Source organism: Streptomyces echinatus (genome assembly GCF_014203595.1).
In the GTDB taxonomy this organism is placed as follows: Bacteria; Actinomycetota; Actinomycetes; order Streptomycetales; family Streptomycetaceae; genus Streptomyces; species Streptomyces echinatus.
Genome location: NZ_JACHJK010000008.1, coordinates 276,823 through 302,223, shown reverse-complemented (window position 1 = coordinate 302,223; position 25,401 = coordinate 276,823). Strand labels below are relative to the sequence as shown.

The 25,401-nt window shown below is 74.0% G+C and carries 15 protein-coding genes; 5 read left to right on the top strand and 10 right to left on the bottom strand.

What is annotated here, in order from left to right:
* Window positions 1-218: 218 nt before the first annotated feature.
* Together lon and FHS34_RS41995 are read right to left on the bottom strand one after the other, a co-directional pair.
* Window positions 219-2,648 (bottom strand): endopeptidase La, encoded by a 2,430-nt coding sequence (gene lon / locus FHS34_RS23590; RefSeq protein ID WP_184968623.1) that lies wholly within the window; start codon window positions 2,646-2,648, stop codon window positions 219-221.
* 197 nt (window positions 2,649-2,845) lie between these two features.
* The gene (locus FHS34_RS41995; protein ID WP_225817572.1) at window positions 2,846-3,718 is read right to left on the bottom strand and encodes a rhomboid-like protein; all 873 of its coding nucleotides are present in this window, start codon (window positions 3,716-3,718) and stop codon (window positions 2,846-2,848) included.
* Window positions 3,719-3,913: 195 nt separating this feature from the next.
* Here FHS34_RS41995 and FHS34_RS23580 point away from each other — a divergent pair, with 195 nt between their 5' ends.
* The 4 genes from FHS34_RS23580 to FHS34_RS23565 all read left to right on the top strand — a co-directional run bounded on the left by FHS34_RS23580 (window position 3,914) and on the right by FHS34_RS23565 (window position 10,679).
* On the top strand, window positions 3,914-4,591 hold the full coding sequence (locus FHS34_RS23580; RefSeq protein ID WP_184968620.1) for a spermidine synthase family protein: 678 nt from the start codon (window positions 3,914-3,916) through the stop codon (window positions 4,589-4,591).
* Window positions 4,592-4,703: 112 nt separating this feature from the next.
* Complete coding sequence (locus tag FHS34_RS23575; protein WP_184968618.1) at window positions 4,704-5,444, top strand: response regulator transcription factor; 741 nt, start codon at window positions 4,704-4,706, stop codon at window positions 5,442-5,444.
* Window positions 5,441-6,565, top strand: a complete 1,125-nt coding sequence (locus tag FHS34_RS23570) for a HAMP domain-containing sensor histidine kinase (RefSeq protein WP_184968616.1) — start codon at window positions 5,441-5,443, stop codon at window positions 6,563-6,565. The genes FHS34_RS23575 and FHS34_RS23570 overlap by 4 nt, the downstream gene beginning before the upstream one ends.
* Before the next feature lie 301 nt (window positions 6,566-6,866).
* The gene (locus FHS34_RS23565; RefSeq protein WP_184968614.1) at window positions 6,867-10,679 is read left to right on the top strand and encodes a multifunctional oxoglutarate decarboxylase/oxoglutarate dehydrogenase thiamine pyrophosphate-binding subunit/dihydrolipoyllysine-residue succinyltransferase subunit; all 3,813 of its coding nucleotides are present in this window, start codon (window positions 6,867-6,869) and stop codon (window positions 10,677-10,679) included.
* A 164-nt stretch (window positions 10,680-10,843) separates the two neighbouring features.
* Here the strand turns inward: FHS34_RS23565 and fxsT are convergent, their stop codons facing one another.
* The 8 genes from fxsT to FHS34_RS23525 all read right to left on the bottom strand — a co-directional run bounded on the left by fxsT (window position 10,844) and on the right by FHS34_RS23525 (window position 23,957).
* A complete protein-coding gene (fxsT, locus tag FHS34_RS23560) occupies window positions 10,844-13,846 on the bottom strand; it encodes an FxSxx-COOH system tetratricopeptide repeat protein (RefSeq protein WP_184968612.1) in 3,003 nt (1,000 codons plus the stop codon).
* 83 nt (window positions 13,847-13,929) lie between these two features.
* Entirely contained in the window at window positions 13,930-15,276 is a 1,347-nt protein-coding gene (locus FHS34_RS23555; protein WP_184968610.1) for an aKG-HExxH-type peptide beta-hydroxylase, read from the bottom strand.
* Complete coding sequence (locus tag FHS34_RS23550; protein WP_221509318.1) at window positions 15,273-15,539, bottom strand: hypothetical protein; 267 nt, start codon at window positions 15,537-15,539, stop codon at window positions 15,273-15,275. The genes FHS34_RS23555 and FHS34_RS23550 overlap by 4 nt, the downstream gene beginning before the upstream one ends.
* A gap of 104 nt (window positions 15,540-15,643) precedes the next feature.
* Window positions 15,644-19,204, bottom strand: coding sequence for an SAV_2336 N-terminal domain-related protein (locus FHS34_RS23545; RefSeq protein ID WP_184968607.1), 3,561 nt, complete (start codon window positions 19,202-19,204; stop codon window positions 15,644-15,646).
* A 7-nt stretch (window positions 19,205-19,211) separates the two neighbouring features.
* Entirely contained in the window at window positions 19,212-20,225 is a 1,014-nt protein-coding gene (locus tag FHS34_RS23540) for an AAA family ATPase (protein ID WP_184968605.1), read from the bottom strand.
* A gap of 187 nt (window positions 20,226-20,412) precedes the next feature.
* Complete coding sequence (locus FHS34_RS43495; protein WP_221509317.1) at window positions 20,413-23,181, bottom strand: VMAP-C domain-containing protein; 2,769 nt, start codon at window positions 23,179-23,181, stop codon at window positions 20,413-20,415.
* Window positions 23,178-23,567, bottom strand: a complete 390-nt coding sequence (locus tag FHS34_RS23530) for a CU044_2847 family protein (protein ID WP_184968603.1) — start codon at window positions 23,565-23,567, stop codon at window positions 23,178-23,180. The genes FHS34_RS43495 and FHS34_RS23530 overlap by 4 nt, the downstream gene beginning before the upstream one ends.
* A gap of 210 nt (window positions 23,568-23,777) precedes the next feature.
* Complete coding sequence (locus tag FHS34_RS23525; RefSeq protein ID WP_003992906.1) at window positions 23,778-23,957, bottom strand: DUF6104 family protein; 180 nt, start codon at window positions 23,955-23,957, stop codon at window positions 23,778-23,780.
* Between the two features lie 340 nt (window positions 23,958-24,297).
* Here FHS34_RS23525 and FHS34_RS23520 point away from each other — a divergent pair, with 340 nt between their 5' ends.
* Complete coding sequence (locus FHS34_RS23520; RefSeq protein WP_184968601.1) at window positions 24,298-25,401, top strand: DUF4097 family beta strand repeat-containing protein; 1,104 nt, start codon at window positions 24,298-24,300, stop codon at window positions 25,399-25,401.

Below are 25,401 nucleotides of genomic sequence, written 5' to 3'. Positions count from 1 at the left end.
GAAGGCCCCCGCAGGCGCACGCGGGGCGTCCCGCGGCCGCCGCGAAGGCCCGTCGTGCCGCAGCCGCACGACGAAGAGGCTGTAGCGCCACGACGAGGAAGCCGCAGCCGCACGACGAAGAGCCCGGGGCCGGCGAAGCCCCCGTGGCGCGCCGCCGCACGGCGAAGGCCCGGAGCTCCCTCTCGGGGCCCGGGCCCTCACGCGTCCCGCGGCGTCCGTCACGCCGCCACGGGGACCTCCGGCGTCGCACCGCTCGCGGCGGGTGCGAGCGCCAGTTCCAGGACCTGGCGGACGTCGGTCACGGCGTGGACGTCGAGCTTGTCCAGCACCTCGGCCGGGACGTCGTCCAGGTCGGGCTCGTTGCGCTTGGGGATGATCACGGTGGTCACCCCGGCGCGGTGGGCGGCGAGCAGCTTCTGCTTCACGCCGCCGATGGGCAGCACCCGGCCGGTCAGCGAGACCTCGCCGGTCATGGCGACGTCCGTGCGGACCAGGCGGCCGGAGAGCAGCGAGGCGAGGGCCGTGGTCATCGTGATGCCCGCGCTCGGGCCGTCCTTCGGCACCGCGCCGGCCGGGAAGTGGATGTGCACGCCCCGGTCCTTCAGGTCGGCCACCGGCAGTTCCAGTTCGGCGCCGTGGCTGCGCAGGAAGCTCAGCGCGATCTGCGCCGACTCCTTCATCACGTCTCCGAGCTGGCCGGTGAGGGTCAGACCCGCCGCGCCCGTCTCCGGGTCGGCCAGGGACGCCTCCACGAAGAGCACGTCACCGCCGGCGCCGGTGACCGCGAGTCCGGTCGCCACCCCGGGCACGGCCGTACGGCGCTCGGCCGGGTCCTGGGCGGACTCGGGCACGTGGTGCGGGCGGCCGATCAGACCGCGCAGATCCTCGTCCCGGACGGTGAACGGCAGCTTCCGCTCCCCGAGTTCGTGCTGGGCGGCGACCTTGCGCAGCAGCCGCGCGATGGACCGCTCCAGGGTCCGCACGCCCGCCTCACGGGTGTACTCGCCGGCCAGCTTGCGCAGCGCGTCCTCCGCGAGGGTGACCTCGTCCGTGTCGAGACCGGCCCGCTCCAGCTGGCGCGGCAGCAGGTGGTCGCGGGCGATCACGACCTTCTCGTCCTCGGTGTAGCCGTCCAGGCGGACGATCTCCATGCGGTCGGCGAGCGCCTCCGGGATGGCCTCCAGGACGTTGGCGGTGGCGAGGAAGACCACGTCCGACAGGTCGAGTTCGACCTCCAGGTAGTGGTCCCGGAAGGTGTGGTTCTGTGCCGGGTCCAGGACCTCCAGCAGCGCCGCGGCCGGGTCGCCGCGGAAGTCGGAGCCCACCTTGTCGATCTCGTCGAGGAGGACGACCGGGTTCATGGACCCGGCCTCCTTGATCGCGCGCACGATCCGGCCGGGCAGGGCACCGACGTACGTACGCCGGTGGCCGCGGATCTCGGCCTCGTCCCGGACGCCGCCGAGGGCGACCCGGACGAACTTGCGGCCCATGGCGTGCGCGACGGACTCGCCGAGGCTGGTCTTGCCGACACCGGGCGGTCCGACGAGCGCGAGCACCGCGCCGCCGCGCCGGCCGCCGATGACGCCCAGCCCCCGGGCGCTGCGCCGCTTGCGCACCGCCAGGTACTCGGTGATGCGCTCCTTCACGTCGTCCAGGCCGGCGTGCTCGGCGTCGAGGACGGCCCTGGCGCCCTGGATGTCGTGCGCGGAAGCGCTGTCGTCCGTCCGCTCGTTCCACGGCATCTCCAGGACGGTGTCCAGCCAGGTGCGGATCCAGGAGCCCTCGGGCGACTGGTCGGAGGACCGCTCCAGCTTGTCGACCTCCTTGAGAGCGGCCTCGCGGACCTTCTCGGGCAGGTCGGCGGCCTCCACGCGGGCGCGGTAGTCGTCGGACTCCTCGCCGTCCCGCTCGCCGTTCAGTTCGCGCAACTCCTTGCGGACGGCCTCCAGCTGACGGCGCAGCAGGAACTCGCGCTGCTGCTTGTCGACACCCTCCTGGACGTCCTTGGCGATGGTCTCGGCCACGTCCTGCTCCGCGAGGTGGTCGCGCAGCGCCTGGGTGGCGAGCTTCAGGCGGGCCACCGGGTCGGCGGTCTCCAGCAGTTCGACCTTCTGCTCGGTGGTCAGGAACGGTGAGTAGCCGGAGTTGTCGGCGAGTGCGGAGACGTCGTCGATGGCCTGGACGCGGTCCACGACCTGCCAGGCGCCGCGCTTCTTCAGCCAGGTGGTGGCGAGCGCCTTGTACTCCTTGACCAGTTCGGTGACCTGGCCCGGCAGCGGCTCCGGCACGTCCTCCTCGACGCGGGCGCCCTCGACCCAGAGCGCGGCGCCCGGGCCGGTGGTGCCGGCGCCGATGCGCACCCGGCTGCGGCCGCGGACCAGGGCGCCGGGGTCGCCGTCGGCCAGCCGGCCGACCTGCTCGACCGTACCGAGGACGCCGGTCCTGGCGTACGTGCCGTCGATCCGCGGCACCAGCAGCACCTTGGGCTTACCGGGCGCCGACCGGGCGGCGGCCTGTGCGGCCTCCACCGCGGCCCGCACCTCGGCGTCGCTCAGGTCCAGCGGAACCACCATGCCGGGCAGCACGACCTCGTCGTCGAGCGGCAGCACGGGCAGGACGAGCGTGAACGCCGTGGACTCAGCAGCCATGATCTCCCCTTAGGCAGTCAACTTGAGCTATGCCGACTCAATGTTCTGGCTGCGCCGATTGTTCCCCGACGGGTGTTCGCTGTGAGCGATCACGTGGGTCCAAGAGGGACGAGCCGGGGGCGCGTTCACCGCGGGTGGCCGCGCCGTGTCTCGTCACGCCGGGCGGCTGAGCCGCGCCGGACACGGCCGCGCGGCTCTCAGGCCGGCCGCCGCCAGCGCCGTACCAGGGGCCAGCCGGCGATACCGAGGCCCAGGGCGATGAGGTGGCCCCAGTTGGTCATCGGGTCCTGGAAGGCGAAGAGGTCGTTCAGCAGCGCCCCGCCCATCAGCACCAGCACGGGCCAGCGCAGCCAGGGGCGGAGCAGGCCCGCCAGCGCGCCGACGCTGGTGGCGACGCCGAAGCTGATGCCGTAGTCGAGGCGGTGCAGCGAGGTCGCCGGCAGGTGGCCGAACAGGACCGCCAGGCCCACCGGGATCTCGGTGGCGAGGGTGGCGAGGACATGGCCGGCCAGGAAGACACAGGCGGCCCGCGCTCCGCCTATCCGCCGCTCCAGCGCGGTGAGCACCAGCAGGAACGTCACGGCGTACGGCGAGAGGACCCCGCCCGCGATCCAGAGCGCGCTCCCCAGCAGCACCGGCACGGGAGCGCTCACCAGGTGGACGACGTCCGTGCTGGACCCCTGGTAGAGCGTGTGCATCAGGCCGGGGTCGGCCAGGGACGCGAACAGGGAGGTGACGGCCAGGACGGCCGCGTAGGCGAAGGTGAACGGGGTTGCGGCCGGAGTGGGGTGCAGCCGCCAGGGCCGCGGGCCCGGCGCGGACGGACGCGTCGCGGCCGGTGCGGACGGGCTCACGTCGAGCGGTGCGGAAGGACCGGCGGCCCGTGCGGACGGGCTCTCGGCCGGTGCGGGGGCGGGTGCCGTGCCGCCGCGCTGGCGTGGCATGCCGTCCAGCAGGCCGGCGAACACCGGCGCCGGCACGGTGTCCGTGCCGTCCGGACCGTCCGGAAGGTGCGTGCCCGGCGCGGGCGGGGACGCGTCCGTCGCAGGGCCCGGCGTGATCCGTTCCACGGTGAGGCGCTCCTTCCGTCGCGCCCCACCCTTCGTGTTCGGCGTGCCGCTGTCTATGACCGACGCCACGCGAGAGCGGATTCACAGCAACCTCTCGCCCCTCACCCGCGTCCGGCCCCGGGCCCGGGCCACTCGTCCGTGGGTGTCATGCGTAATTCCCGTGAACGCCAGGCCGTGTTCAAGCAGGATGGGTCCATGACTGCCGCGTACGACACCCCCGTGGTCCTGGACCGACGCGACGGCCCGTACGGCGAGGTGGTGCTTCGCAGGCACGGAGTGCTGCTGCAGATCATCGCCAACGGGTGTTTCCTGATGGACACCTCCGACGGGCGCTCGGAGAGACTGCTGGTCGACGCCGCCCGGGACACGCTGGACGGGCGCGCGGCGCCGGAGCTGCTGATCGGCGGGCTGGGCGTGGGGTTCTCGCTGGCGCACGCCGCGGCCGATCCCCGGTGGGGACGGATCACCGTGGTGGAACGGGAGCCGGCCGTCATCGGGTGGCACCGGGACGGACCGCTGGCCGAGGTGTCGGCCGGCGCGCTCGCCGATCCGCGCACCGCGATCGTGGAAGCGGATCTCGTGGCTTACGTCAATGAGACATCGGACACGTTCGACGCCCTGTGCCTCGACATCGACAACGGGCCCGGCTGGACCGTCACGGCGGACAACGACAGCCTCTACGCACCGGCCGGACTCGCTGCCTGCGCGCGGGTGTTGAGGCCCGGCGGGGTGCTCGCGGTGTGGTCGGCGCAACCCTCTCCGGATTTTGAAGGAACCTTGTGGAATGCCGGGTTCCGACAGGTGCGTACCGAAGAGGTCCCCGTTGCCCGGGGCGTTCCCGACGTCGTCCACCTCGGCGTCCGACCTGGATAGCGACAGCGCGGTGAGTCCCCGTAATGTGCTGCCCTGACGCGGATCATTCAAGCGTCAAACGCAGACATGGGATCACCCCACGGATTCCGGAAAGCAACAACAGGGGCGGGCGATGGAGCAGACACACACCTCCCAGAGCGGCGCGACGACGACCACCCCCGGCGCACAGCGCCGGGTGCTGGTCGTCGAGGACGACCCCACGATCGTCGACGCCATCGCGGCCCGGCTCCGCGCCGAGGGATTTCTGGTGCAAACCGCGGCCGACGGTCCGGCCGCGGTCGACACGGCCGAGGCATGGCAGCCCGATCTGCTGATCCTCGACATCATGCTGCCCGGCTTCGACGGGCTGGAGGTCTGCCGCCGTGTGCAGGCCCAGCGCCCGGTGCCGGTGCTGATGCTCACCGCGCGCGACGACGAGACCGACATGCTGGTCGGGCTCGGTGTCGGCGCCGACGACTACATGACCAAGCCGTTCTCGATGCGGGAGCTGGCGGCACGCGTGCACGTGCTGCTGCGCCGGGTGGAGCGGGCGGCCGTCGCCGCCGCGACGCCCCGGTCCGGCATCCTGCGCCTCGGCGAGCTGGAGATCGACCACGCGCAGCGCCGGGTGCGGGTCAAGTCCGAGGACGTCCACCTGACGCCGACCGAGTTCGACCTGCTGGTGTGCCTGGCGAACACCCCGCGCGCGGTGCTCTCCCGGGAGCAGCTGCTGGCGGAGGTGTGGGACTGGGCGGACGCCTCCGGCACCCGCACGGTCGACAGCCACATCAAGGCGCTGCGCCGGAAGATCGGCGCCGAGCGGATCCGCACCGTCCACGGTGTGGGCTACGCGCTGGAGACACCCACTCCATGAGCGGCGGCGGGCGCCAGGCCGCACGGAGGAGCCCCGGGACCCTCGGCGAGGAACCCTGGGGCGGCGTACGCCCGTTCTCGATCAAGACCAAGCTCGGTGTGCTGGTCGTCGTCGCGGTGCTGATCACCACCGGCCTGTCGATCGTCGCGGTGCACACCAAGACGGAGCTCCGCTTCATCACGGTCTTCTCGATGATCGCCACACTGTTGATCACGCAGTTCGTGGCCCATTCGCTCACCATGCCGCTGGACGAGATGAACACGGTGGCCCGGTCGATCTCGCAGGGCGACTACACGCGCCGGGTGAAGGAGAACCGCCGGGACGAGCTGGGCGACCTGGCCCAGACGATCAACGTCATGGCGGACGAGCTGGAGGCGCAGGACAACCAGCGCAAGGAGCTGGTGGCGAACGTCTCGCACGAGCTGCGCACCCCGATCGCGGGACTGCGCGCGGTGCTGGAGAACATCGTCGACGGGGTCACCGAGCCCGACCAGGAGACGATGCGGACGGCCCTGAAGCAGACCGAGCGGCTGGGCCGCCTGGTGGAGACCCTGCTGGACCTGTCCCGCCTGGACAACGGCGTCGTGCCGCTGAAGATGCGCCGGTTCGAGGTGTGGCCGTACCTCTCGGGCGTGCTCAAGGAGGCCAACATGGTCGCCTCGGCGCGCGCGGGCATCGCCTCCGGCTCGGGCAGCCACACCCGCACGGACGTCCATCTGCACCTCGACGTCTCGCCGCCGGAGCTGACCGCGCACGCGGACCCCGAGCGCATCCACCAGGTCGTCGCCAACCTGATCGACAACGCGGTCAAGCACAGCCCGCCGCACGGCCGGGTGACGCTGAGGGCGCGGCGCGGGCCGCAGCCGGAGTCGCTGGAGCTGGAGGTCCTGGACGAGGGCCCCGGCATTCCCCGGTCGGAGTGGCACCGGGTGTTCGAGCGGTTCAACCGGGGGGCGGTGACCCGGCCGCACGGCCCCGGCAGCGACGGCGGCACCGGGCTGGGCCTGGCCATCGCCCGATGGGCGGTGGATCTGCACGGCGGCCGGATCGGTGTGGCCGAATCCGAGCGGGGCTGCCGGATCATCGTCACCCTCCCGGGACTGACTTCAGTCCCAAGTTGACGTAAAGTCCGATCCGGAAGCACAAGATCCACGACGGTCGCTGCCGTTCCGCGCAGCTGGACACGTGTGATCAGGGCAGGCCCGCGCGCCACCTCGGACGAGGACGCGCCGGGCCCGGGCCGACGCACCCTCTCACGCGCGGAACCACGCTTGTTTCCCGCCATATCAAGCCCTGAAACAAGATTTCTGATGTGACTTACGCGACGATGAACGGGCCCGACCTGACCTTCACGGTCTTGGAGGCGTAGCCTTTATTCCCGCTGTCCATCACCTTGTGAAGCGGAAGAGGGCGGTTGCCGCCGTGTCGCCACAGTCCCCCAGTAACTCGAGCATCTCCACCGACGACCAAGCCGGGAAGAACCCCGCTGCCGCGTTCGGTCCGAACGAGTGGCTCGTCGACGAGATCTATCAGCAGTACCTCCAGGACCCGAATTCGGTAGACCGCGCCTGGTGGGACTTCTTCGCCGATTACAAGCCAGGTGCTCCTGCCACCCCGGCTCCGGCGGGTACTGCGGCCGCGGGGGCCGCAGAGACCACCACCGCGGCTCCGCAGGCCAAGCCCGCGGCCCCGGCCCCCCAGGCCGCCGCCCCGGCTCCCGCGGCCCCGAAGCCCGCCGCGGCTCCCGCGCCGGCTCCGGCCCCCGCTTCCGCGGCGAAGGCCGCCCCCGCCCCGGCCAAGCCGGCGACGCCCGCACAGGCGCCCGCTCAGGCCCAGGCGAAGGCCGCCCCCGCCAAGGAGGCCCCCGAGGGTCCCGAGTACGTGACGCTGCGTGGTCCGTCCGCGGCCGTCGCGAAGAACATGAACGCCTCGCTGGAGCTGCCGACCGCCACCTCGGTCCGCGCGGTCCCGGTGAAGCTGCTGTTCGACAACCGGATCGTCATCAACAACCACCTGAAGCGCGCCCGGGGCGGGAAGATCTCCTTCACGCACCTGATCGGCTTCGCGATGGTGCAGGCCATCAAGGCCATGCCGTCGATGAACCACTCGTTCGGCGAGAAGGACGGCAAGCCGACCCTCGTCAAGCCGCCGCACGTCAACCTCGGCCTGGCCATCGACCTGGTCAAGCCGAACGGTGACCGCCAGCTCGTCGTGGCCGCCATCAAGAAGGCCGAGACGCTGAACTTCTTCGAGTTCTGGCAGGCCTACGAGGACATCGTCCGTCGCGCCCGCGACAACAAGCTGACGATGGACGACTTCACCGGCGTGACGGTCTCCCTGACCAACCCCGGCGGCCTCGGCACCGTCCACTCCGTGCCGCGTCTGATGCCCGGCCAGTCCGTGATCATGGGCGTCGGCTCCATGGACTACCCGGCGGAGTTCCAGGGCACCAGCCAGGACACCCTGAACAAGCTCGGCGTCTCCAAGGTCATGACGCTCACGTCGACCTACGACCACCGGGTCATCCAGGGCGCCGCCTCCGGCGAGTTCCTGCGCCAGGTCGCGAACCTGCTGCTGGGCGAGAACGGCTTCTACGACGACATCTTCGAGGCCCTGCGCATCCCCTACGAGCCGGTCCGCTGGCTCCGGGACATCGACGCCAGCCACGACGACGACGTCACCAAGGCCGCCCGCGTCTTCGAGCTGATCCACTCCTACCGGGTCCGCGGCCACGTCATGGCCGACACCGACCCGCTGGAGTACCGCCAGCGCAAGCACCCCGACCTGGACATCGTCGAGCACGGCCTCACCCTGTGGGACCTGGAGCGCGAGTTCGCCGTCGGCGGCTTCGCCGGCAAGTCGATGATGAAGCTGCGCGACATCCTCGGCGTGCTGCGCGACTCGTACTGCCGCACCACCGGCATCGAGTTCATGCACATCCAGGACCCCAAGCAGCGCAAGTGGATCCAGGACCGCGTGGAGCGCCCGCACTCCAAGCCGGAGCGCGAGGAGCAGCTGCGCATCCTGCGCCGGCTGAACGCGGCGGAGGCCTTCGAGACCTTCCTGCAGACCAAGTACGTCGGTCAGAAGCGGTTCTCGCTGGAGGGCGGCGAGTCCGTCATCCCGCTGCTCGACGCGGTGATCGACTCCGCGGCCGAGTCCCGCCTGGACGAGGTCGTCATCGGCATGGCCCACCGCGGCCGCCTGAACGTCCTCGCCAACATCGTCGGCAAGTCGTACGCGCAGATCTTCCGCGAGTTCGAGGGCAACCTCGACCCGAAGTCGATGCACGGCTCCGGCGACGTGAAGTACCACCTGGGCGCCGAGGGCACCTTCACCGGCCTGGACGGCGAGCAGATCAAGGTCTCGCTGGTCGCCAACCCCTCCCACCTGGAGGCGGTCGACCCGGTCCTGGAGGGCGTCGCCCGCGCCAAGCAGGACATCATCAACAAGGGCGGCACGGACTTCACCGTCCTGCCGGTGGCGATCCACGGCGACGCGGCCTTCGCGGGCCAGGGCGTGGTGGCCGAGACCCTGAACATGTCGCAGCTGCGCGGCTACCGCACCGGCGGCACGGTCCACATCGTCATCAACAACCAGGTCGGCTTCACCGCGGCCCCCGAGTCCTCGCGTTCCTCCATGTACGCGACGGACGTGGCCCGCATGATCGAGGCCCCGATCTTCCATGTGAACGGCGACGACCCCGAGGCCGTCGTGCGCGTCGCGCGGCTCGCCTTCGAGTTCCGCCAGGCGTTCAACAAGGACGTGGTGATCGACCTCATCTGCTACCGCCGCCGCGGTCACAACGAGTCGGACAACCCGGCCTTCACCCAGCCGCTGATGTACGACCTGATCGACAAGAAGCGCTCGGTGCGCAAGCTCTACACCGAGTCCCTGATCGGTCGCGGCGACATCACCCTGGAAGAGGCCGAGCAGGCCCTGCAGGACTACCAGGGCCAGCTGGAGAAGGTCTTCACCGAGGTCCGCGAGGCCACCTCGCAGCCGGCCGCCGGTGACGCCCAGGCCCCGCAGGACGGCTTCCCGGTCGCGGTCCCGACGGCGATCTCCGCCGAGGTCGTCAAGCGGATCGCCGAGTCCCAGGTCAACGTGCCCGACCACATCACCGTCCACCCGCGTCTGCAGCCGCAGCTGCAGCGCCGTGCGTCGATGGTCGAGGACGGCACGATCGACTGGGGCATGGGCGAGACCCTCGCCGTCGGCTCCCTGCTGCTGGAGGGCACCCCGGTCCGCCTGGCGGGCCAGGACTCCCAGCGCGGCACCTTCGGCCAGCGCCACGCGGTGCTGATCGACCGGGAGACCGGCGAGGAGTACACCCCGCTGCAGTACCTCTCCGAGGACCAGGCACGGCTGACCGTCTACAACTCCCTGCTGTCCGAGTACGCGGCGATGGGCTTCGAGTACGGCTACTCGCTGGCCCGCCCGGACGCGCTCGTGATGTGGGAGGCGCAGTTCGGCGACTTCGTCAACGGCGCCCAGACGGTCGTGGACGAGTTCATCTCCTCGGCCGAGCAGAAGTGGGGCCAGACCTCCGGCGTCACCCTGCTGCTGCCGCACGGCTACGAGGGCCAGGGCCCGGACCACTCCTCGGCCCGCCCGGAGCGGTTCCTCCAGCTGTGCGCGCAGAACAACATGACGGTCGCGATGCCGACCTCGCCGTCGAACTACTTCCACCTCCTGCGGTGGCAGGTGCACAACCCGCACCACAAGCCGCTGGTCGTCTTCACCCCGAAGTCGATGCTGCGCCTGAAGGCCGCGGCGTCGAAGGCGGAGGAGTTCACGAGCGGGCAGTTCCGTCCGGTCATCGGCGACAGCACGGTCGACCCGGCCGCGGTCCGCAAGGTCGTCTTCTGCGCCGGCAAGGTCTACTACGACCTGGAGGCCGAGCGGCAGAAGCGCGGTGTCACGGACACGGCGATCATCCGCATCGAGCGTCTGTACCCGCTGCCGGGTGACGAGCTCCAGGCGGAGGTCAACAAGTACCCGAACGCCGAGAAGTACCTGTGGACGCAGGAGGAGCCGGCGAACCAGGGTGCCTGGCCGTTCATCGCGCTCAACCTGATCGACCACCTGGACCTGGCGGTCGGCGCCGACATCCCGGCCGGCGAGCGGCTGCGGCGCATCTCGCGTCCGCACGGTTCGTCCCCGGCGGTGGGCTCCGCGAAGCGTCACCAGGCGGAGCAGGAGCAGCTGATGCGTGAGGTCTTCGAGGCGTAGGCCTCCGGCGGTTCGCCGAACAGCAGGGCCCGGTGCCGAGTTTGCGCTCGGTGCCGGGCCCTTCGGCTGTCCGTGGGGTGGCTCGGCGGCGTGCGCGGGTGCGGGTGCGTGGGGGCTGGTCGCGCAGTTCCCCGCGCCCCTGAGGGCAGCCCCTTCGGGGTGCCCTAGCCCAGGTATGCCTCGAAGTCCCAGTAGGGACGGACCCGTTGGCGGGCCGAGAGGGTGTGGGGGTGCTGGGCGCCCAGGGTGCGGGTGAGGGACAGCAGGGCGTCCTCCTCCAGCTTGCCCGCCTCCTCCTGCTCGTGCGCCGCCCTGAGGTCCGCGGCGAGCGCCACCTGGCAGGACAGGGTGAGCGGATGCTCGTGCCCCAGCATGTGCCGGGACCGGCGCAGGGCGTCCCGGCTCAGCTCCACCGCGTCCTCGATCCGGCCGTTGAAGTTCCGCGCGCCGGCCGCGTTGAGGGCGCAGCCCAGCACCCAGGGGTGGTCCGGGCCGAGCGTCGCGGTGAGACCGGCGAGCGCGGACTCGAACATCGCCAGCGCCTCGGCCCGCTCGCCCGCGGCCTGCATCACCAGCCCGGTGTTGGAGAGCATGCCGGTGGCCACCGGGTGCGCGGGGCCGAGCAGCGAGCGGTAGCCCGCCTCCGACTCGTCGATGAGGTCGCGGGCCTGGCTGAGGTCGCCGTGTTCGCGCAGGAAGTTGCCGTAGTTGGTGAGGAACGCCAGGGTGCGGTAGTGCTCACGGCCGTGCAGCTGGATCAGCTGGTCCAGCAGGCTGGACATGGCCGGGCCGACGTCCGGCCCGTGCCCGCCCTCGCGTCGCCGGCACATGGCCAGCTGGGAGCGGGCTTCCAGGGTCTGCGGGTGCTGTGGGCCGAGCACCTGCACATGGAGCCGCACGACCGGTTCCTGCCGGGCCAGAGCCTCCCGGTAGCGGCCGAGCAGCCGGAGGCTGTGGGTGACCGCGTTGCCGGAGTGCAGGGTGTTGATGTGCCGGGCGCGCAGCACGCTCTCGCCGCGGGCCAGGGTCTCCAGGTCGAGGTCGAGCGCCTCGGCGTACCGGCCCAGCATGCGCAGGGTGACGGCGAGGTTGTGCCGGGCGACCAGGGTGGGCGGCTCGTCCGCGCCGAGGAGCCGCTCGTTGCCGTCGAGGACCTCGCGCTGCAGGTCGTACGCCTCCTGGTAGCGGCCCAGGGAGCGCAGGCCGGAGGCGATGGCGCTCTTGCTGAGCAGTTCGCCGACCTCGTTGCGCCGGGGCGCGGCCCGCAGCTGCTTGAGCACGCCCCGGTGCAGCTCGTACAGCTCGCGGAACCGGCCGCTGTTGCGCAGCATGTTGCCCTCCTGGGTGGCCAGGTCGAGCATCGGCTGGTCGATCGGGTCCATGAACCGGGTCCACTGCTCGCGCACCTGCTGCGCGAGTTCCAGGCCGCCGCTGTACTCGCCGCTGCGGGTGCAGTAGCGCAGACAGTTCAGGACCAGCTCCTGCACGCGTGGCTGGCGGCTCTCCAGGGCGCCGGAGGGCCCCAGGTGGGGCAGCAGTTCGGCGTAGCGCGGCCAGTTGCGGCTGTCGGCGGGGTTGCCCGGGTCGGCCTCGGCGAGCAGGGTGCGCACCGCCCGCCGGTGCAGGTCGCCGCTGGTGTCGCTGGTCAGCTTGGAGACGATGTCGTGCACCAGCCGGTGCATGTGCACCGACTCCTGGTGCGGGCCGGCCTCGGCGGCGAGCGGCCCGCGGGTCTCGCGGGTGAGCACCGAGTAGTTCACCAGGGTGTCCAGGGCCCGGGTCCAGGCGGGCAGGTCGGTGGACATCCAGCGCAGTTCCTCGGGCAGCTCGGCGCGCGGGTAGGCGCGGATGAGGCCGAGCGGGATGCGGCCGGGGGCGAAGGAGGTGCACAGGCCGAGCACGTCGATGGCCTGCGGCTGGGCGCGGCGCAGCCGGTTGAGCAGTATGGCCCAGGAGGTGAGGGAGGACTGCGGGAAGCCCTCGCCGGTGACGGGCTCGTCCACGGTGGACAGCCGCCGCTCGCGGACCATCCGCAGGTACTCGTCCACCTCCATGCCGGACTCGCCGAGCCAGGAGGCGGCCTGCACCAGCGGCAGCGGCACGTCACCGAACTCGGCGGCCACCTCGTCGGCCTCGTGTGCGCTGATGTGCGGGGCGCGGCGCATCAGGTAGCCGGTGGACTCCGCGCGCAGGAAGGCGGGGATGTCCAGCATGTCGGTGTGCTCGCTCCAGCCGCGGTTGCGGGAGGTGATCAGGACGTGCCCGGTGCCCTGCGGGAGCAGGGTCGACACGGCCTCGATGTCGTCCCAGCCGTCGAAGACCAGCAGCCAGTTCGCGTACGGCTCGCCGCGGCGCAGGGCGTTTCGGACCGCGCGGATGCGTTCGCCGGGCTCGCTGCCGATGCGCAGGCCGAGTTCGACGGCGAGTTCGCCGAGGCGGTCGCGCTGGATGGTGCGGTCGTCGCTGTTGACCCACCACACCAGGTCGTAGTCGGTGCTGAACCGGTGGGCGTACTCGGCGGCCAGCTGTGTCTTGCCGATGCCGGACATGCCGACGAGCGTGCAGGCGGCGGCCCCGCGCTCGGCGTCGGCGAGCCGCTGGTGCAGTTCGCCCAGCAGGTCGTCGCGGCCGGTGAAGCGCGGGTTGCGGCGCGGCACCTCGCCCCAGATCTCGCAGCGCTCGTCCGGGAAGCGGATCCGGCCCGGCAGCGCGCGCGGGCGGGCGAGCGGCTCCAGGCCCAGCCGGCGCAGCAGCCGCTGCTCGGCGGCCTCCTCGCTCAGCGCCCACAGGCTGGCCGGTTCCAGGACGGCCGTCGCGGGCAGCAGCGGCCGGTTGGTGAGGTTGACCGCGGCGAACCGGTCGGCGTGTGCGGCGACGAAGCCGCGCAGCGCGTCGTTCCACTCGCCCGGCGGGCGCGGGCCCAGCTCGAAGAACCAGTCGTTGAGGACCAGCAGCACCCTTCCGCTGGCCAGCAGCAGATCGTCGAGCGAGTCCTCCAGCGCCACCTCGCGCGGCGGGTCCCAGCGCTGCAGTGTGGTCCGATGGCCGTGCCGTTCCAGGCACTGCGCGATCCACGCCGCCCACGAGCGGTAGTACCCCGGGAAGACCACGAGCACATGCTCGGGTGTCACCGCGCCGTTCGCGCCCGGCCGCCGCTGTTCCGCCATCGCCGCTCCCTGCTCCCGCCGCGGCTGCCGGCCTCCTGGGCAGTCGCATGCACAACGTAACGCAATAACCCCTCTACGGAGCGTCATCCGGACGGTCGGGCGGTCACCCCGAGGTGCGCGTGGTGGTGACCCATGTGCCGGACGAACTCCCTTCCGTACGGGGTCAGTTCATCCGACCGGGCCAGCACGGACAAGGCTTCGGCGACCTGCTCCCGGCAGGTCTCGAACCGCTCGGCGGCGCGCCGCCGCCACACCCATGCGGGTCCGGTGCGGGCCCGCCACCACAGGTCCAGCAGCGCCAGGTGCGCGTAGGCGCCCTGGAGCACGCCGGAGACCGGGCGCGGGTCCCGCCGCCAGCCGACCCGGTGCAGGCCGCCGCCGGGCCGCCACAGCGGGACCAGTTCGTCCAGCACGGCCAGCTTGGTGTGGTGCGTCTCGTGCACCAGCAGCTCGGCCAGCTCTCGCCGGTCCGCCGGCAGCTGGGCCAGGACCGCGCCGGGCGCGGTGCGCACGGTGGCGCTGAGCGGTGGTCCGCCGTCCGCCGGCGGCACGAGCGGGACGACGGCGCGGACGAGCGCGGTGGTCTCGGCGGCGCGGGCGGGGTGGGTCGCGGCCAGCAGGGCGTGCGCGTCCCGCCAGCGGGCGGCCCACGCGGCGGGGTCGGAGAAGGGACGCTCGGCCGCGGGCAGCGCCGTCGGTCCGATACCGCCCGCGGGCACCCGGTGGGGGTCCACGTCGTCGAGTACGGCGGTGCCGCCGGGCAGCGTGTGCAGTGCCGACCAGGCGAGGGCGCCGTCGGCGGGCCGGCGGGTGCCGGGGACGGCCGGGGCGGCGGGGCCGGCGGAGGGGCCGGGCAGCAGCAGGGTGCGGCCCGCGCTGTCGGTGATCCGTACGGCTCCGGCCCGGCCGGACAGCCGGGCCCGGCCATCGGCGCAGCGGAGCAGCCCGATGCCGGGCAGCGGCAGGGTACCGGCCGGCAGCAGGCGGGTGGTGGTGAACCGGCAGCCGGCGCGCAGGGCGGCGGCCACGGCCACCGCGCCCAGGCCGGCGAGGGCCTCCTGGAAGTCCGGGCCGTCGGGTGTGGCCAGCGCCGCGGCCAGCCAGGCTCCGGTGGCCGGATAGTCGAGGACCGCGCGCACGGCCTGGGCGTCGGTCCGCTCGGCCCGCTCCAGCAGCGCCCAGTCGTCCTCGAAGCGCCGCCGGGCCGCCGTGGGCAGGGCGCCGCGCACGGCGTCGAACCGGACCAGGAGGGACTTCAGCAGCAGCATCCGCCGGGCGTGCAGGGCGGCGTTCAGGACGGCGGTGGCCGCGGGCAGCGGGCGGGTGCGGGCCAGGGCGGTGAGGATCCCGGGCGGGACCGGACCGGGGGCGGGGGCGGCCGGGGCGGCCGGCCGTACGTCCCCCGCGGGTCCGACGGCTCCCGGGGTCATGCCACGGTGTCCTCGCCACGTAAGGACTGCCGTGCGACAGCGGCCGAAAACGCATGCCCGGGTCCGGCCGGCGCGATCCCGTCGTCGCCGCCGGTGGTGTACCAGACCCGGCGCAGCCCGTCCGGGTCGGCGAGCACCCCGGCGACCGCCGCGAGCACCGCCGGATCGTCCATGGCACGCAGTGTCCGCAGGTCGACGTCGGTGAGGCCGGGTGGGAACACGGCCTCTCCGGCGTCCTCGCCGAGGCCGGCCCCCCGTGTCATTGGCTCCCCCACCCTCGGCTCCTCCCTGCCCCACGCCCGCCCCGCGCAGCCGCAGTGGCTGCCCACTTCTTCCCGACAGGCCGGAAGCAGAAACCCCGGGCGGTTCAACTCCGGTCAAGTTCGCCCGCGTCGGCCCAGTCCTGGGACCAGGGCCACCAGGGCGGGGCCGTTTCCCGCCAGGCCCGCTCCGGCAGCGACCGGGCGTCCTCGGGCGGCGCTTCCCGCTCCGCCCGCCGGGTCAGCTCGACGTCGGCCCAGTCGACCTGGCGCAGCGCCCCGACGAGCCGCTGCCACTGTTCGCGGGCCGCCCGGAACGCGCCGGCCGCCGCGCCGGGCCGCCCCATCAGGGCCAGCACCGTCCCGCAGCCGTGCCGGGCGCGGGCGGCCGTCACCGAGCCGGGGTCGCCGCCGTGGGCCGCCGCCGCCTCCCGCTCGGCGTTCTCGTACGCCTGCAGCGCCTCCATCAGCACCGGAGCGCCCGCGTGGTACCAGCCCTCCAGCCGCACCCGGCCGAGCTGGAGCCACACCTCGGCCCGTACGGCGGCGTCGGTCGCCGCGCGGACCGCCTGGCCGAGCAGATGCCGGCTCTCGAACAGGTCGGGCAGGAAACCGAGGTGGCGGAAGCGCTGGGCGAGCGCGCTGCCGACCAGGCCCTGGAGCCGGCCGCGGTGGGCGGACCGGGCGGGCAGCGACTTCAGCGCCTCGCGCAGCACGTGCTCGGCCCGGTCCACCACACCGGCGCCGTCGCCCGTGGAGGCGCGCCGCAGCAGCGACTCGCCCCAGGCGGTGAGGAGCTGGACGCGCAGGGGGCCGTCGGCGGGGGCGAGCAGCGCGGCCCGCTCGTAGGCCGCGTCGGCCTCCGCGGGCTCCCCGGCGGTGTCGTGGAAGGCGGCGAGCGCGGTCAGGGACGGCAGCAGCAGGGCCGGGTCGTCGCCGGCCGCCCGCCGGGCCTCGTGCAGCGCGTGCCGGGTCTCGCTGTCCTCGGCGCCGGCCCCGCGCAGCGCCCGGGCGAGGTCGAGCAGCGCGGGGCCGCGTACGGCGTCGGAGGCCCGCTGCCGGGCCAGCAGTGCGCAGGCCTCGCGCAGTTCGGGTACGGCGGCTCCGGGATGCCGCAGATCGAGCAGGATCCGCCCGCGCAGCAGCAGCCGGTCCCGATGGGCGCCCACCTCCCAGGGCACCCCACCCCGCGACACGGCCCCCCCACCGGCCGACTCCCCGGACACCCCGGCGCGCGGTGCCGCGCCCTCGCCGGTCCCGTCGGCGGGCGGCTCCCGACGCACACCGCCGTACGATGCGGCGACCACATCGGTCTCGACGCCAGGCGGCTCCCCGGACACCCCGGCGCGCGGTGCTGCGCCTTCGCCGGTTCCGTCGGCGGGCGGCTCCCGACGCACACCGCCGTACGGCGCGGCGACCATGTCGGTCCCCTCACCGGTCGGCTCCCCGGACACCCCGGCGCGCGGTGCCGCGCCCTCGCCGGGTGGCTCTCGCGGGGCCGCGGGTTCCGGGTCCGTGTCCTCGTGGCCGTCGCCGTCCGCCGCGGTGGCGCCCGGCCGGGCACGGGCCACGGCGGTGATCCGGGGCCAGGGCGGTGTGCCGGCGTCCAGGACGCGGAGCGCTTGCGTCAGCTGGTCCGGCTCCGCCGTCAGCCGCCACACCTCGCGGCGGCAGGAGGCCAGCTCCAGCGCCGCCTCGGCCCGCTCCCGGCTGTCGGCGGGAGCCGTCGCGTACGCGGCGGCGAGTTCGGCCACGGCCTCTCGCAGCAGCCCGGCCCGCCGCCCCTCCGTACGCGCGCCCGCCGTGCCGGCCTCCGCGCGCAGCACACGGCCGAGGACCAGCCGGGCCCGGGCCGCGAGACCGGCGTCGGGGACGCCTCCGGTGCCGTCCGTGGCGGCGCGGGCCCGGTCCCGGGCCCGGCGCAGCATCTCCGGGTCGGCCAGCTGCCGCCACCGGTCGAGCAGCCGTTCCGCCTCGGTCAGCGGGTCGGGCGTGACCAGGTCCGGCAGGTAGAACCGGAGCACGCGCGCGGGGATGCGGGCGAACAGTTCGGCCTCCACGCTGCCGCCGTCCCGCGGCCCGCCGTCCTCGGCGAGCCGCCCGGCGCCGGCGGCCGGGTCGTGGTCGGCGAGCCGGGCCGCGGCCAGTGCGGCGAAGTTGCGGGTGCCCTTGCCGAAGTGCCGCTCCACATAGGCCGAGCAGTGTTTGAGGACGAGGCCCGCGGTGTCCTGGTCGAGGGAGGACAGCAGCAGGTCCTGCATCCGGGGCGAGTAGGCGAAGCAGGGCTGGTCCTCGGTGCCGGGCAGCTGCCGCAGCAGTCCGCCGAGCAGCACCTCGGCCAGTTCCATGGGGCCGGTGTCGGGCAGCATGGCCCGCTGGACCAGCTGCATCACGGGCAGGGTGAGGGGTGCGGCGGCGAGGTAGACGGCCAGCCGGAGCGCGCCGGGCGAGGCACCGGCCCGGAAGGCGCGCAGCAGGTCGTCGTCGCCGCGCGGCGGAGGGAAGCCGGCCGGTTCCCCGGGTGCCGTGCCGGTGTGGGCGAAGCCGGCCCAGGCGTGTTCGCGGGTCGGTCCGGTGCCGCCGAGGAGCCGGGCGAACGCCTCGAACGCCTCCGGGGTGGGCTGGAGCACGGGTACCGGCCGGGTGCCGGGCGGCACCTCCTCCCACGGCTCGTCCTCGGGCAGGAAGTCGAGGCGCCCGCCGGTCTCCCCGGTGCGGACCAGCATCCCGGGTTCGGCGGGCAGCGCGGTACGGCCCCACAGGCGGGGCGGCAGCGGCTGGACCACGGCCAGCGGTGCGGTGCGCGGCCAGCCCTGCAGCAGGCGCTGCACGGTGCCGTTCTGCCAGAGCGGGCCGACGCAGTCGCTGATGACGAAGGTGAGCCGGCGCCCGCTGGGGTCGTGCAGTTCGTCGGCGGGGCGCAGCCGGGTGCGCCGGCCGGGACCGGCGGTCGTGCCTACGAGCGGGGTGCCGGAGCCGTCGGCGTACAGGTGGTGGACGCGGACCGAGGCGAACGCGCCGGACTGCTGGCAGGCCTGGCGCAGTTCCTCGACCATCTCGCCCCAGACGGCCATGGCGGGCCCGGTGTCCATGAGCAGCTGGACGTCGCAGCGCCGGCGCCGGCCGGGCCGGGTGACGGGGAGCAGGATGCCGCTGGCGGCGGCCCGGTCGGCGGTGGCCGCCTCGTCGATCCGCTCGTCCTGGCCGCGTAAGGAGGCCGGGCGGTAGCGGCCGAGGGCACGCAGTGCCTTCTGCAGGCCGAGCAGTCCGGGCAGGGCGCCGGCGGCGGGGGCGCGGACGGGGAAGGCCGCGGGGGTGTCGCCCGGGGACCGTCCGCCCGGGGCGGGGGCCGGGGTGTGCAGCGGGACGGCGGGGGCGGGGGCGTCCGCGGGGGCCGTCGTCGGGGCGCCGGGGGCGGCCGCCGGGGAGGCGCCGGGCGGTGCGGACCCCGGCCGCGGGCCGGGCTCACCGTCCGGTGCGGACTCCGGCGGCGGGCCGGGCGCGCCGTCCGGTGCCGCCGCGGGCGTGCCGGTGCCGGGGGTGTCGCGGGCCGGGGCCGTGCCGAGCCGCCGGGCCAGCCACAGCGCGTCCGCCACGTCCTCGGCGGTCGGCTGGAGCCCGCCCTGGCGCAGCTTGCCGATCAGCTCGTCCAGGCGCATCCCCGGCATCCGTCTCTCACCTCGTACGGTCGAGCGGTTGCATCAGCATCTCGGCGATCCGCTCCCGGGTGAGGCCCTGTGCGTGCGGATCGTGCTGGGTGAGGAACAGGGCGTTGAGGAGCTGGTCGGCGGCGAGCACCTCACCGGGTTCACGCTCCAGGAACCGGCGGATCAGGTCCGCTCCGGCGCCGGCGCCGTCCGTGCCGAGGTGCGCCTCGACCATGGCGGTGAGCTGCTCCTCGCCGGGCGGGTCCAGTTCCAGCTGGACGCAGCGGCGCAACAGCGGGGCGGGGAAGTCGCGTTCGCCGTTGGAGGTCAGCACGATCACCGGGAACGCGGTGCACGCGATGCGGCCGCCGTGCACGGCCACCCGGTCGCCGTCGTGCGTGAGCACCTCGACGACGGGTTCCCGGTCCGCCAGCCGTTCCAGCTCGGGGATCGAGAACTCGCCCTCCTCCAGGGTGTTCAGCAGGTCGTTGGGCAGGTCGAGGTCGCTCTTGTCCAGCTCGTCGATGAGCACTACGCGGGGCTGCCCGGCGGGCAGGAGCGCGGTGCCGAGCGGCCCGAGCCGGATGTAGGAGCCGATGCCGGAGGCCGCGGCACCGCTGTCGTCCCCGCGGGCGCGCTCCAGCTGGACGTCCTGGAGCCGGGCTATGGCGTCGTACCGGTACAGCCCGTCCTGGAGGGTGGTGCGGCTGACGATGGGCCAGCGCAGCACCTTGCCCAGGCCCAGTTCGTGGGCGATGGCGTACGCCAGGGTCGACTTGCCCGTCCCCGGGTTGCCGGTCACGAGCAGGGGCCGGCGCAGATAGAGGGCCGCGTTGACCGCGTCGACCTCCGCGGGCCGGGGGGCGTAGTTCTCGACCATCCGGCGGCGCACGCCCAGCCGGCGGGCGCTGCTGGGGTCCTCGGGGCCGCTGTCCGTGCCGTCCCGGGAGGCGGCGAAGTCGCGCCAGGGCGGCGGCGCCGGCAACCGCCCCATGCCGTCGTGCGGCTGACCCACTCCGCGGTAGATCCGCCAGTCGTTCACCTTGGGCTCCTCCCGGCTCTGGTGATCATGCAGCGGGCCCGGCCGTCCGACGTACGAGGCTACCGTCCGCCGCCCGTGCCCGCCGACGTTCGCGGCGCCCGGTGTCCCGCCCGTCCTGCCGCGAACATCCGTGCGACCCAGTGGAGTTGACGGAGTGTCCGCCGCGAGCGGCGCGGCCACCGGCGGATCAGCCGCCGGGCGCGGCCAGCGGCGGCGGCCGCATGGTCTCCGTCCCGTACGGCGGCCGATCCGGCGGGTCGAACAGTACGGCGATCTTCCCGCGCAGGCCGTGCGCCCGGGCGGTGTCCGGGTCGGCCAGCCGGATGCGCAGGTCACGGACCGGGCCGTGCAGTCCGTCGGCGTGTCCGGCGAGCCCGAGCAGCGCGGCGGCCTGCTGATGGAAGTCCCCGCATTCCGCGTGATCATGCCGGTCCCGGCGCCACAGCACCACGGCGTGCCCGGAGCGCAGGGCGTCCCGCATCGCCGCGTAGCCCTCGCCGCTGCCGACGGGGCCGCAGTAGACGGGCACGGACGCGTCGCTCAGCGCCGACAGGGCCCCGTAGTACGGGTACTTGCCGCCGGCCGGGGCGCCCGGCGGGTGCCCCTCGGCGGGGGGCCGCCCGTGCAGCGTGCCGTGCGTCAGCGGGCCGCGCAGGACACCCTTCCAGCGGCGGCGCCACTCCGGGGAGGGCGGCGGGCCGTTGCGCCGGATGTCCCGGACGACGACGGTCCGCCGCATCCCGAGCGGCATGGCCCGCTCGTCCACGAAGTCGTCGTCCTCGTCGTCCTCGCCGGCCCAGACGTCGTCCGGGGTGTCGGGCAGCAACTGCCAGTCGTCCACCGGCAGATCGAACAGCTTGCGGGGCAGGAAGACCTCGATCGCGGCGAGGTGCTCGCCGTGGTCCCCCTGGTTCAGCGCCCGGGCCAACGGCTCCCGCAGCACCCCCGCCAGCTCCTCGGCCCGCACGCCCCGGTCGTCGCCGTCGACCGGGGTGACGTCCCGCCCGTCGTAGATGAGCTGCACGCTCCACGGGTGCCGGCCGTAGGTGGCCGGGCCGACCCTGACGAGGACGTCGGTGCGGGTGCCGGAGGAGGCGACCCGGTCCGGCTGCACCGCGCGGCTCCACTCCGGAGCGGGTGGAGGCGGCGACGGGTCCGGGGCGGCTACGGCGGGGGCGGGCGAGGGTCCGGAGGTGGCGGCGCCGGGGGCGGGCGACGGTTGGGAGATGACGGCGCCTGGGGCGGACCACTGTTCGGAGGTGGCGCCGCCGGGGGCGGGCGAAGGTTCGGAGGCGGTGGCGTCGAGGGCGAACGAGGGTTCGGAGGTGGCGGCGTCTGGGGCGGGCGAGGGTCCGCAGGTGGCGGCGCCGGGGGGCTCGCCTGGTGCGGGTGCGGTGGGTGCCGGTGGGGCGCCGGCCGGGGGCCGCGCCGTGGCGGGTTCGGGGGGTGACGTCGCGCCGGCGTGCTCGGCCGGGGAGGGCGCTTCGGCGGCGCCGATCGCGGACAGGGCGTCAGGGGGCCCGGCCGGCGAGGGCACGTCGGCCGCCCCGCCCCGCGACAGGACGTCGACCGCCCCGTTGGGAGCCGGTGCGCCGTCGGGCCGGCCGCCGGGAGGGCCGCCGAGCAGACCGCCGGGCGGCGTGGGTGGACCGTCGCCTCGCTCCACCCCGTTACCGCGCTCCGCCCCGTCGGCCCGCTCCGCCCTGCCGGTCCACTCCGCCCCGTCGGCCCGCTCCGCCCCGTCGCCGCGCTGCGCCCCGTCGCCGCGCTCCGCCCCGTCGGTTCCCTCCAGCAGCGCGCGGATGGCCTCGCCGACCGCCCAGTGCCGGTGGCCCGCCGCCTGCCCGGCGATCCAGCCGGTGAACGCCCGCAGCCGCTCCGCGTCCACCTCTCCGGCGTGCTCCCGGAGGGTCCTGCGGACGACCCGGGCCGCGTACAGCAGAACGGCGTCGAGGTCGACCAGCGTTCCGCCGCCGCCCGGCTCCAGCGTGCGCAGACCGTGGAGCAGCCCGGCGCCCTCACGCCAGGTGCGGACGTTGCGCAGCACCAGCGAGGGGAGGCGTTCGCCGCGCACCTGCTCCTTCACGTCCTCCACGAGGTGGACGACCTCGCCGGCTCCGGCCGGGGGCGGCAGCTGTGCGAGATGGCCGTACAGACGCGTGCGCAACTCGGCGGTGACCCCGGAGACGGAGGGCGAGTGCCCGGGCAGGGCGGCTTGGACGGCGGTCCAGCCCGGGTACGGCGACGGGGTGTCGAGGAGGCTCGCGTGATGCAGGTCGTGCGCGCGCAGCACCTCGCGCACCACGCGCCCCGCCTCGCGCGAGTCCAGGAGTTCGTACAGCGCGGTGACCGGCACGGCGACGCCCTCCTCCCGCCGGCGCCCCTTGATCACACCGATGACGGAGCCGTGCCGCAGATCGAGCACCGGCCCGCCGGACAGTCCGCCGATCGGCAGGCTGCCGGCGAGCAGCAGGGCCCGCGCGTCGGAGCCGGCGAGTTCACCGGTGCCGTGCCGGATGCCCAGCTCGCCGGTCTGCACCGACCAGCCGTACAGCCCGAGGGGGGTGCGCGGGCCCGCTTCCCGGTCGCCGAGCCAGAGGCAGCGGACCTCGTCGGCGCCGGTGACCTTGACGAGCGCGAGGTCGGGGAACGGCCACGGATCGCGCGCCGGGCCCGCACCCTCGGGCCGGGGCACGACGACGGCGGCGGTCCCGGTGCCGCCGCGCGGCTCCCAGGCGCCGGCGGCGGTGCGCTCCTGCCAGGTCACGCTCAGGGCGCTCTCCCCTCGGCACACCGCGGCTCCCCCCTTCCCCACGACGTGGGCGCAGGTCAACAGCCAGCCCGGGGCTATGAAGAACCCCGACCCCCAGTACGCGTCACGGTCCGTTGCATACCCGTCACCCGGTGCGCCGATGCGTGCGAGGGAGGGGCGCACCATCTCGTCGAAGGCGCTCATACGGCGCCGGTGGCCGGGCTCTGCGGCGGTACGACCGTGCCGCCCGGCGCGGCGGGATCCGCGCCGTCCGCCACCGAGGCCGGTTCGGTCCAGGTCAGGGACACGGTGAGGGAGGACGTGCCGCCGCCCTCCGCGATGGCGCTCACTATCTTGCCCGACTGCGCCGTCAGTTCGATGCCGAAGCTGACGGAGACCTCGACGGGTGCCGGTGCCTCCAGACCGGCGCGCAGGGAGCGCACGACACCGCCGACCGTGCCGGCCAGCCCCTCCGCCATGTCGACGACCCGGCCGCCGAGTCCGGTGTCCCAGTAGCCGCCCTCGTTCAGCTCCTCCTCGTCGGCCGCGCGGATCCGGGCCCAGACGACGGTTCCGTCGTCCAGGCGCACACGTTCGACTCCTCCAGCCATGACGCCCCCGTTCGCCGATGGGAGGAGAAGGCTAACTCCCGGGAGGGAAGAGGGGGAGAGAAAGACGAGAGCCGGTGAACGACACGGCTGGCCATCACCCCCCAGGGCCCGGAAGCAGCCGTACCGCCACGGTGTCAGCGCGCCGCGCCTACTCGCCTATCGCGCCTACTCGTCTTTGGCGCGTCTCGCCTACTCGTCGTCCTCGTCGTCGAGCCGGGCGAGCCAGGTGGCGAGGCGCTCCACGGGCACCTCGAAGTCCGGGTTCAGATCCACGAACGTGCGCAACTGCTCGGCAAGCCACTCGAAGGTGACCTCTTCCTCGCCGCGCCGCTTCTCCAACTCCTCGATACCGCGGTCGGTGAAGTACATAGGGGTGCGTCTCCTGCGTTCACATCCAGCCTGGAAATAACTCCCACCAGCCTATGCGCCCCGGCCGGGCCGGCGTCCCGGGAGCCACCGCACGGTTCGGGCCACCGCCCCCGCGCACACCGCCCCCGCGCACACCTCCCCCGCGCCGGCGCGTCCGCCCGCACACCCCTCCTACGCTCCGCACACCGCTTCCCGCCCAGCGGCGCACGCCGGAGGCCGTCTTGGCCCTCGTCCGTCTCGACTCTTCCCGTCCGCCTTGACTTCCCAAGGCCGCGATATATCGTGTTTATCAGAGGACGCGATATGGCGCGTCGCGACCGTGCCCGGCCGAGGAGGCCCCATGCCCGAGTGGTCCGTCACCGAACCCCAGAAGCTGACCTTCGACACGCCCGTGCGCGATCTCCAGGTCCGTCTGGTCAACGGCACGGTGAACGTCGTGGGCACGGACGAGGCCTCCGCGCGCCTGGAGATCTCGGAGATAGAGGGCCCGCCCCTGCTGGTGGCCCGCAACGGCACCACCCTCACCGTGGGCTACGACGACCTGCCCTGGAAGGGCTTCCTGAAGTGGCTCGACCGCAAGGGCTGGCGGCGCAGCGCCGTCGTCTCCCTGGCGGTCCCCGCCGGTACCCGCGTGGAAGTGGGCGTGGTCGGCGCGGGCGCGGTCGTCTCCGGCGTCCGCGGACCCGTCGTGGTCAAAGGCGTGACCGGCGACACCACTCTGGTCGGCGTCTCCGGCCCGGTCCGCGCGGACACCGTCTCGGGGAGCCTGGAGGCCCAGGCGGTCACCGGCGACCTGAAGTTCCACTCGGTCTCGGGAGACCTGACGGTCGTCGAGGGCTCGGGCCCCTTCGTGCGGGCCGACACCGTCAGCGGCTCGATGATCGTCGACCTGGACCCGGACGGCCCCACGGACGTCGGCCTCACCAGCGTCTCCGGCGAGATCGCCATCCGCCTGCCGCACCCGGCGGACGCCGAGGTGGAGGCGAACACCGCGAGCGGCACGATCTCCAACGCCTTCGACGGACTGCGGGTGCACGGCCAGTGGGGAGCCCACAAGATCACCGGCCGCCTCGGCGCGGGCACAGGGAGACTACGGGCCACCACGGTCTCCGGCTCGATCGCCCTGCTGCGCCGCCCGCCCGGGGAGGACGAGGACACCACCCCCTGGGAGACCGAGCCCCCGGAGACCTCAGGCACGAGCACGCCCACGACGGGCACAACGGGCACGACGACAGCCGCCACGACCGGCCTCGGCACCAGCGGCACCGACACGACCGGCACGGACACGGACGGCACCGGCACGGACGGCACCGACACGACCGGCACCGCACCCCACCCGGCGGACCACTCCCCGACCGCCCCGGGAGACAATTCCGTCTCCGGCCAGGACGCCGGCGCCACCGGCGCCCCGGCCGACGGCACGACCGACAAGAAGGTGCTCTGA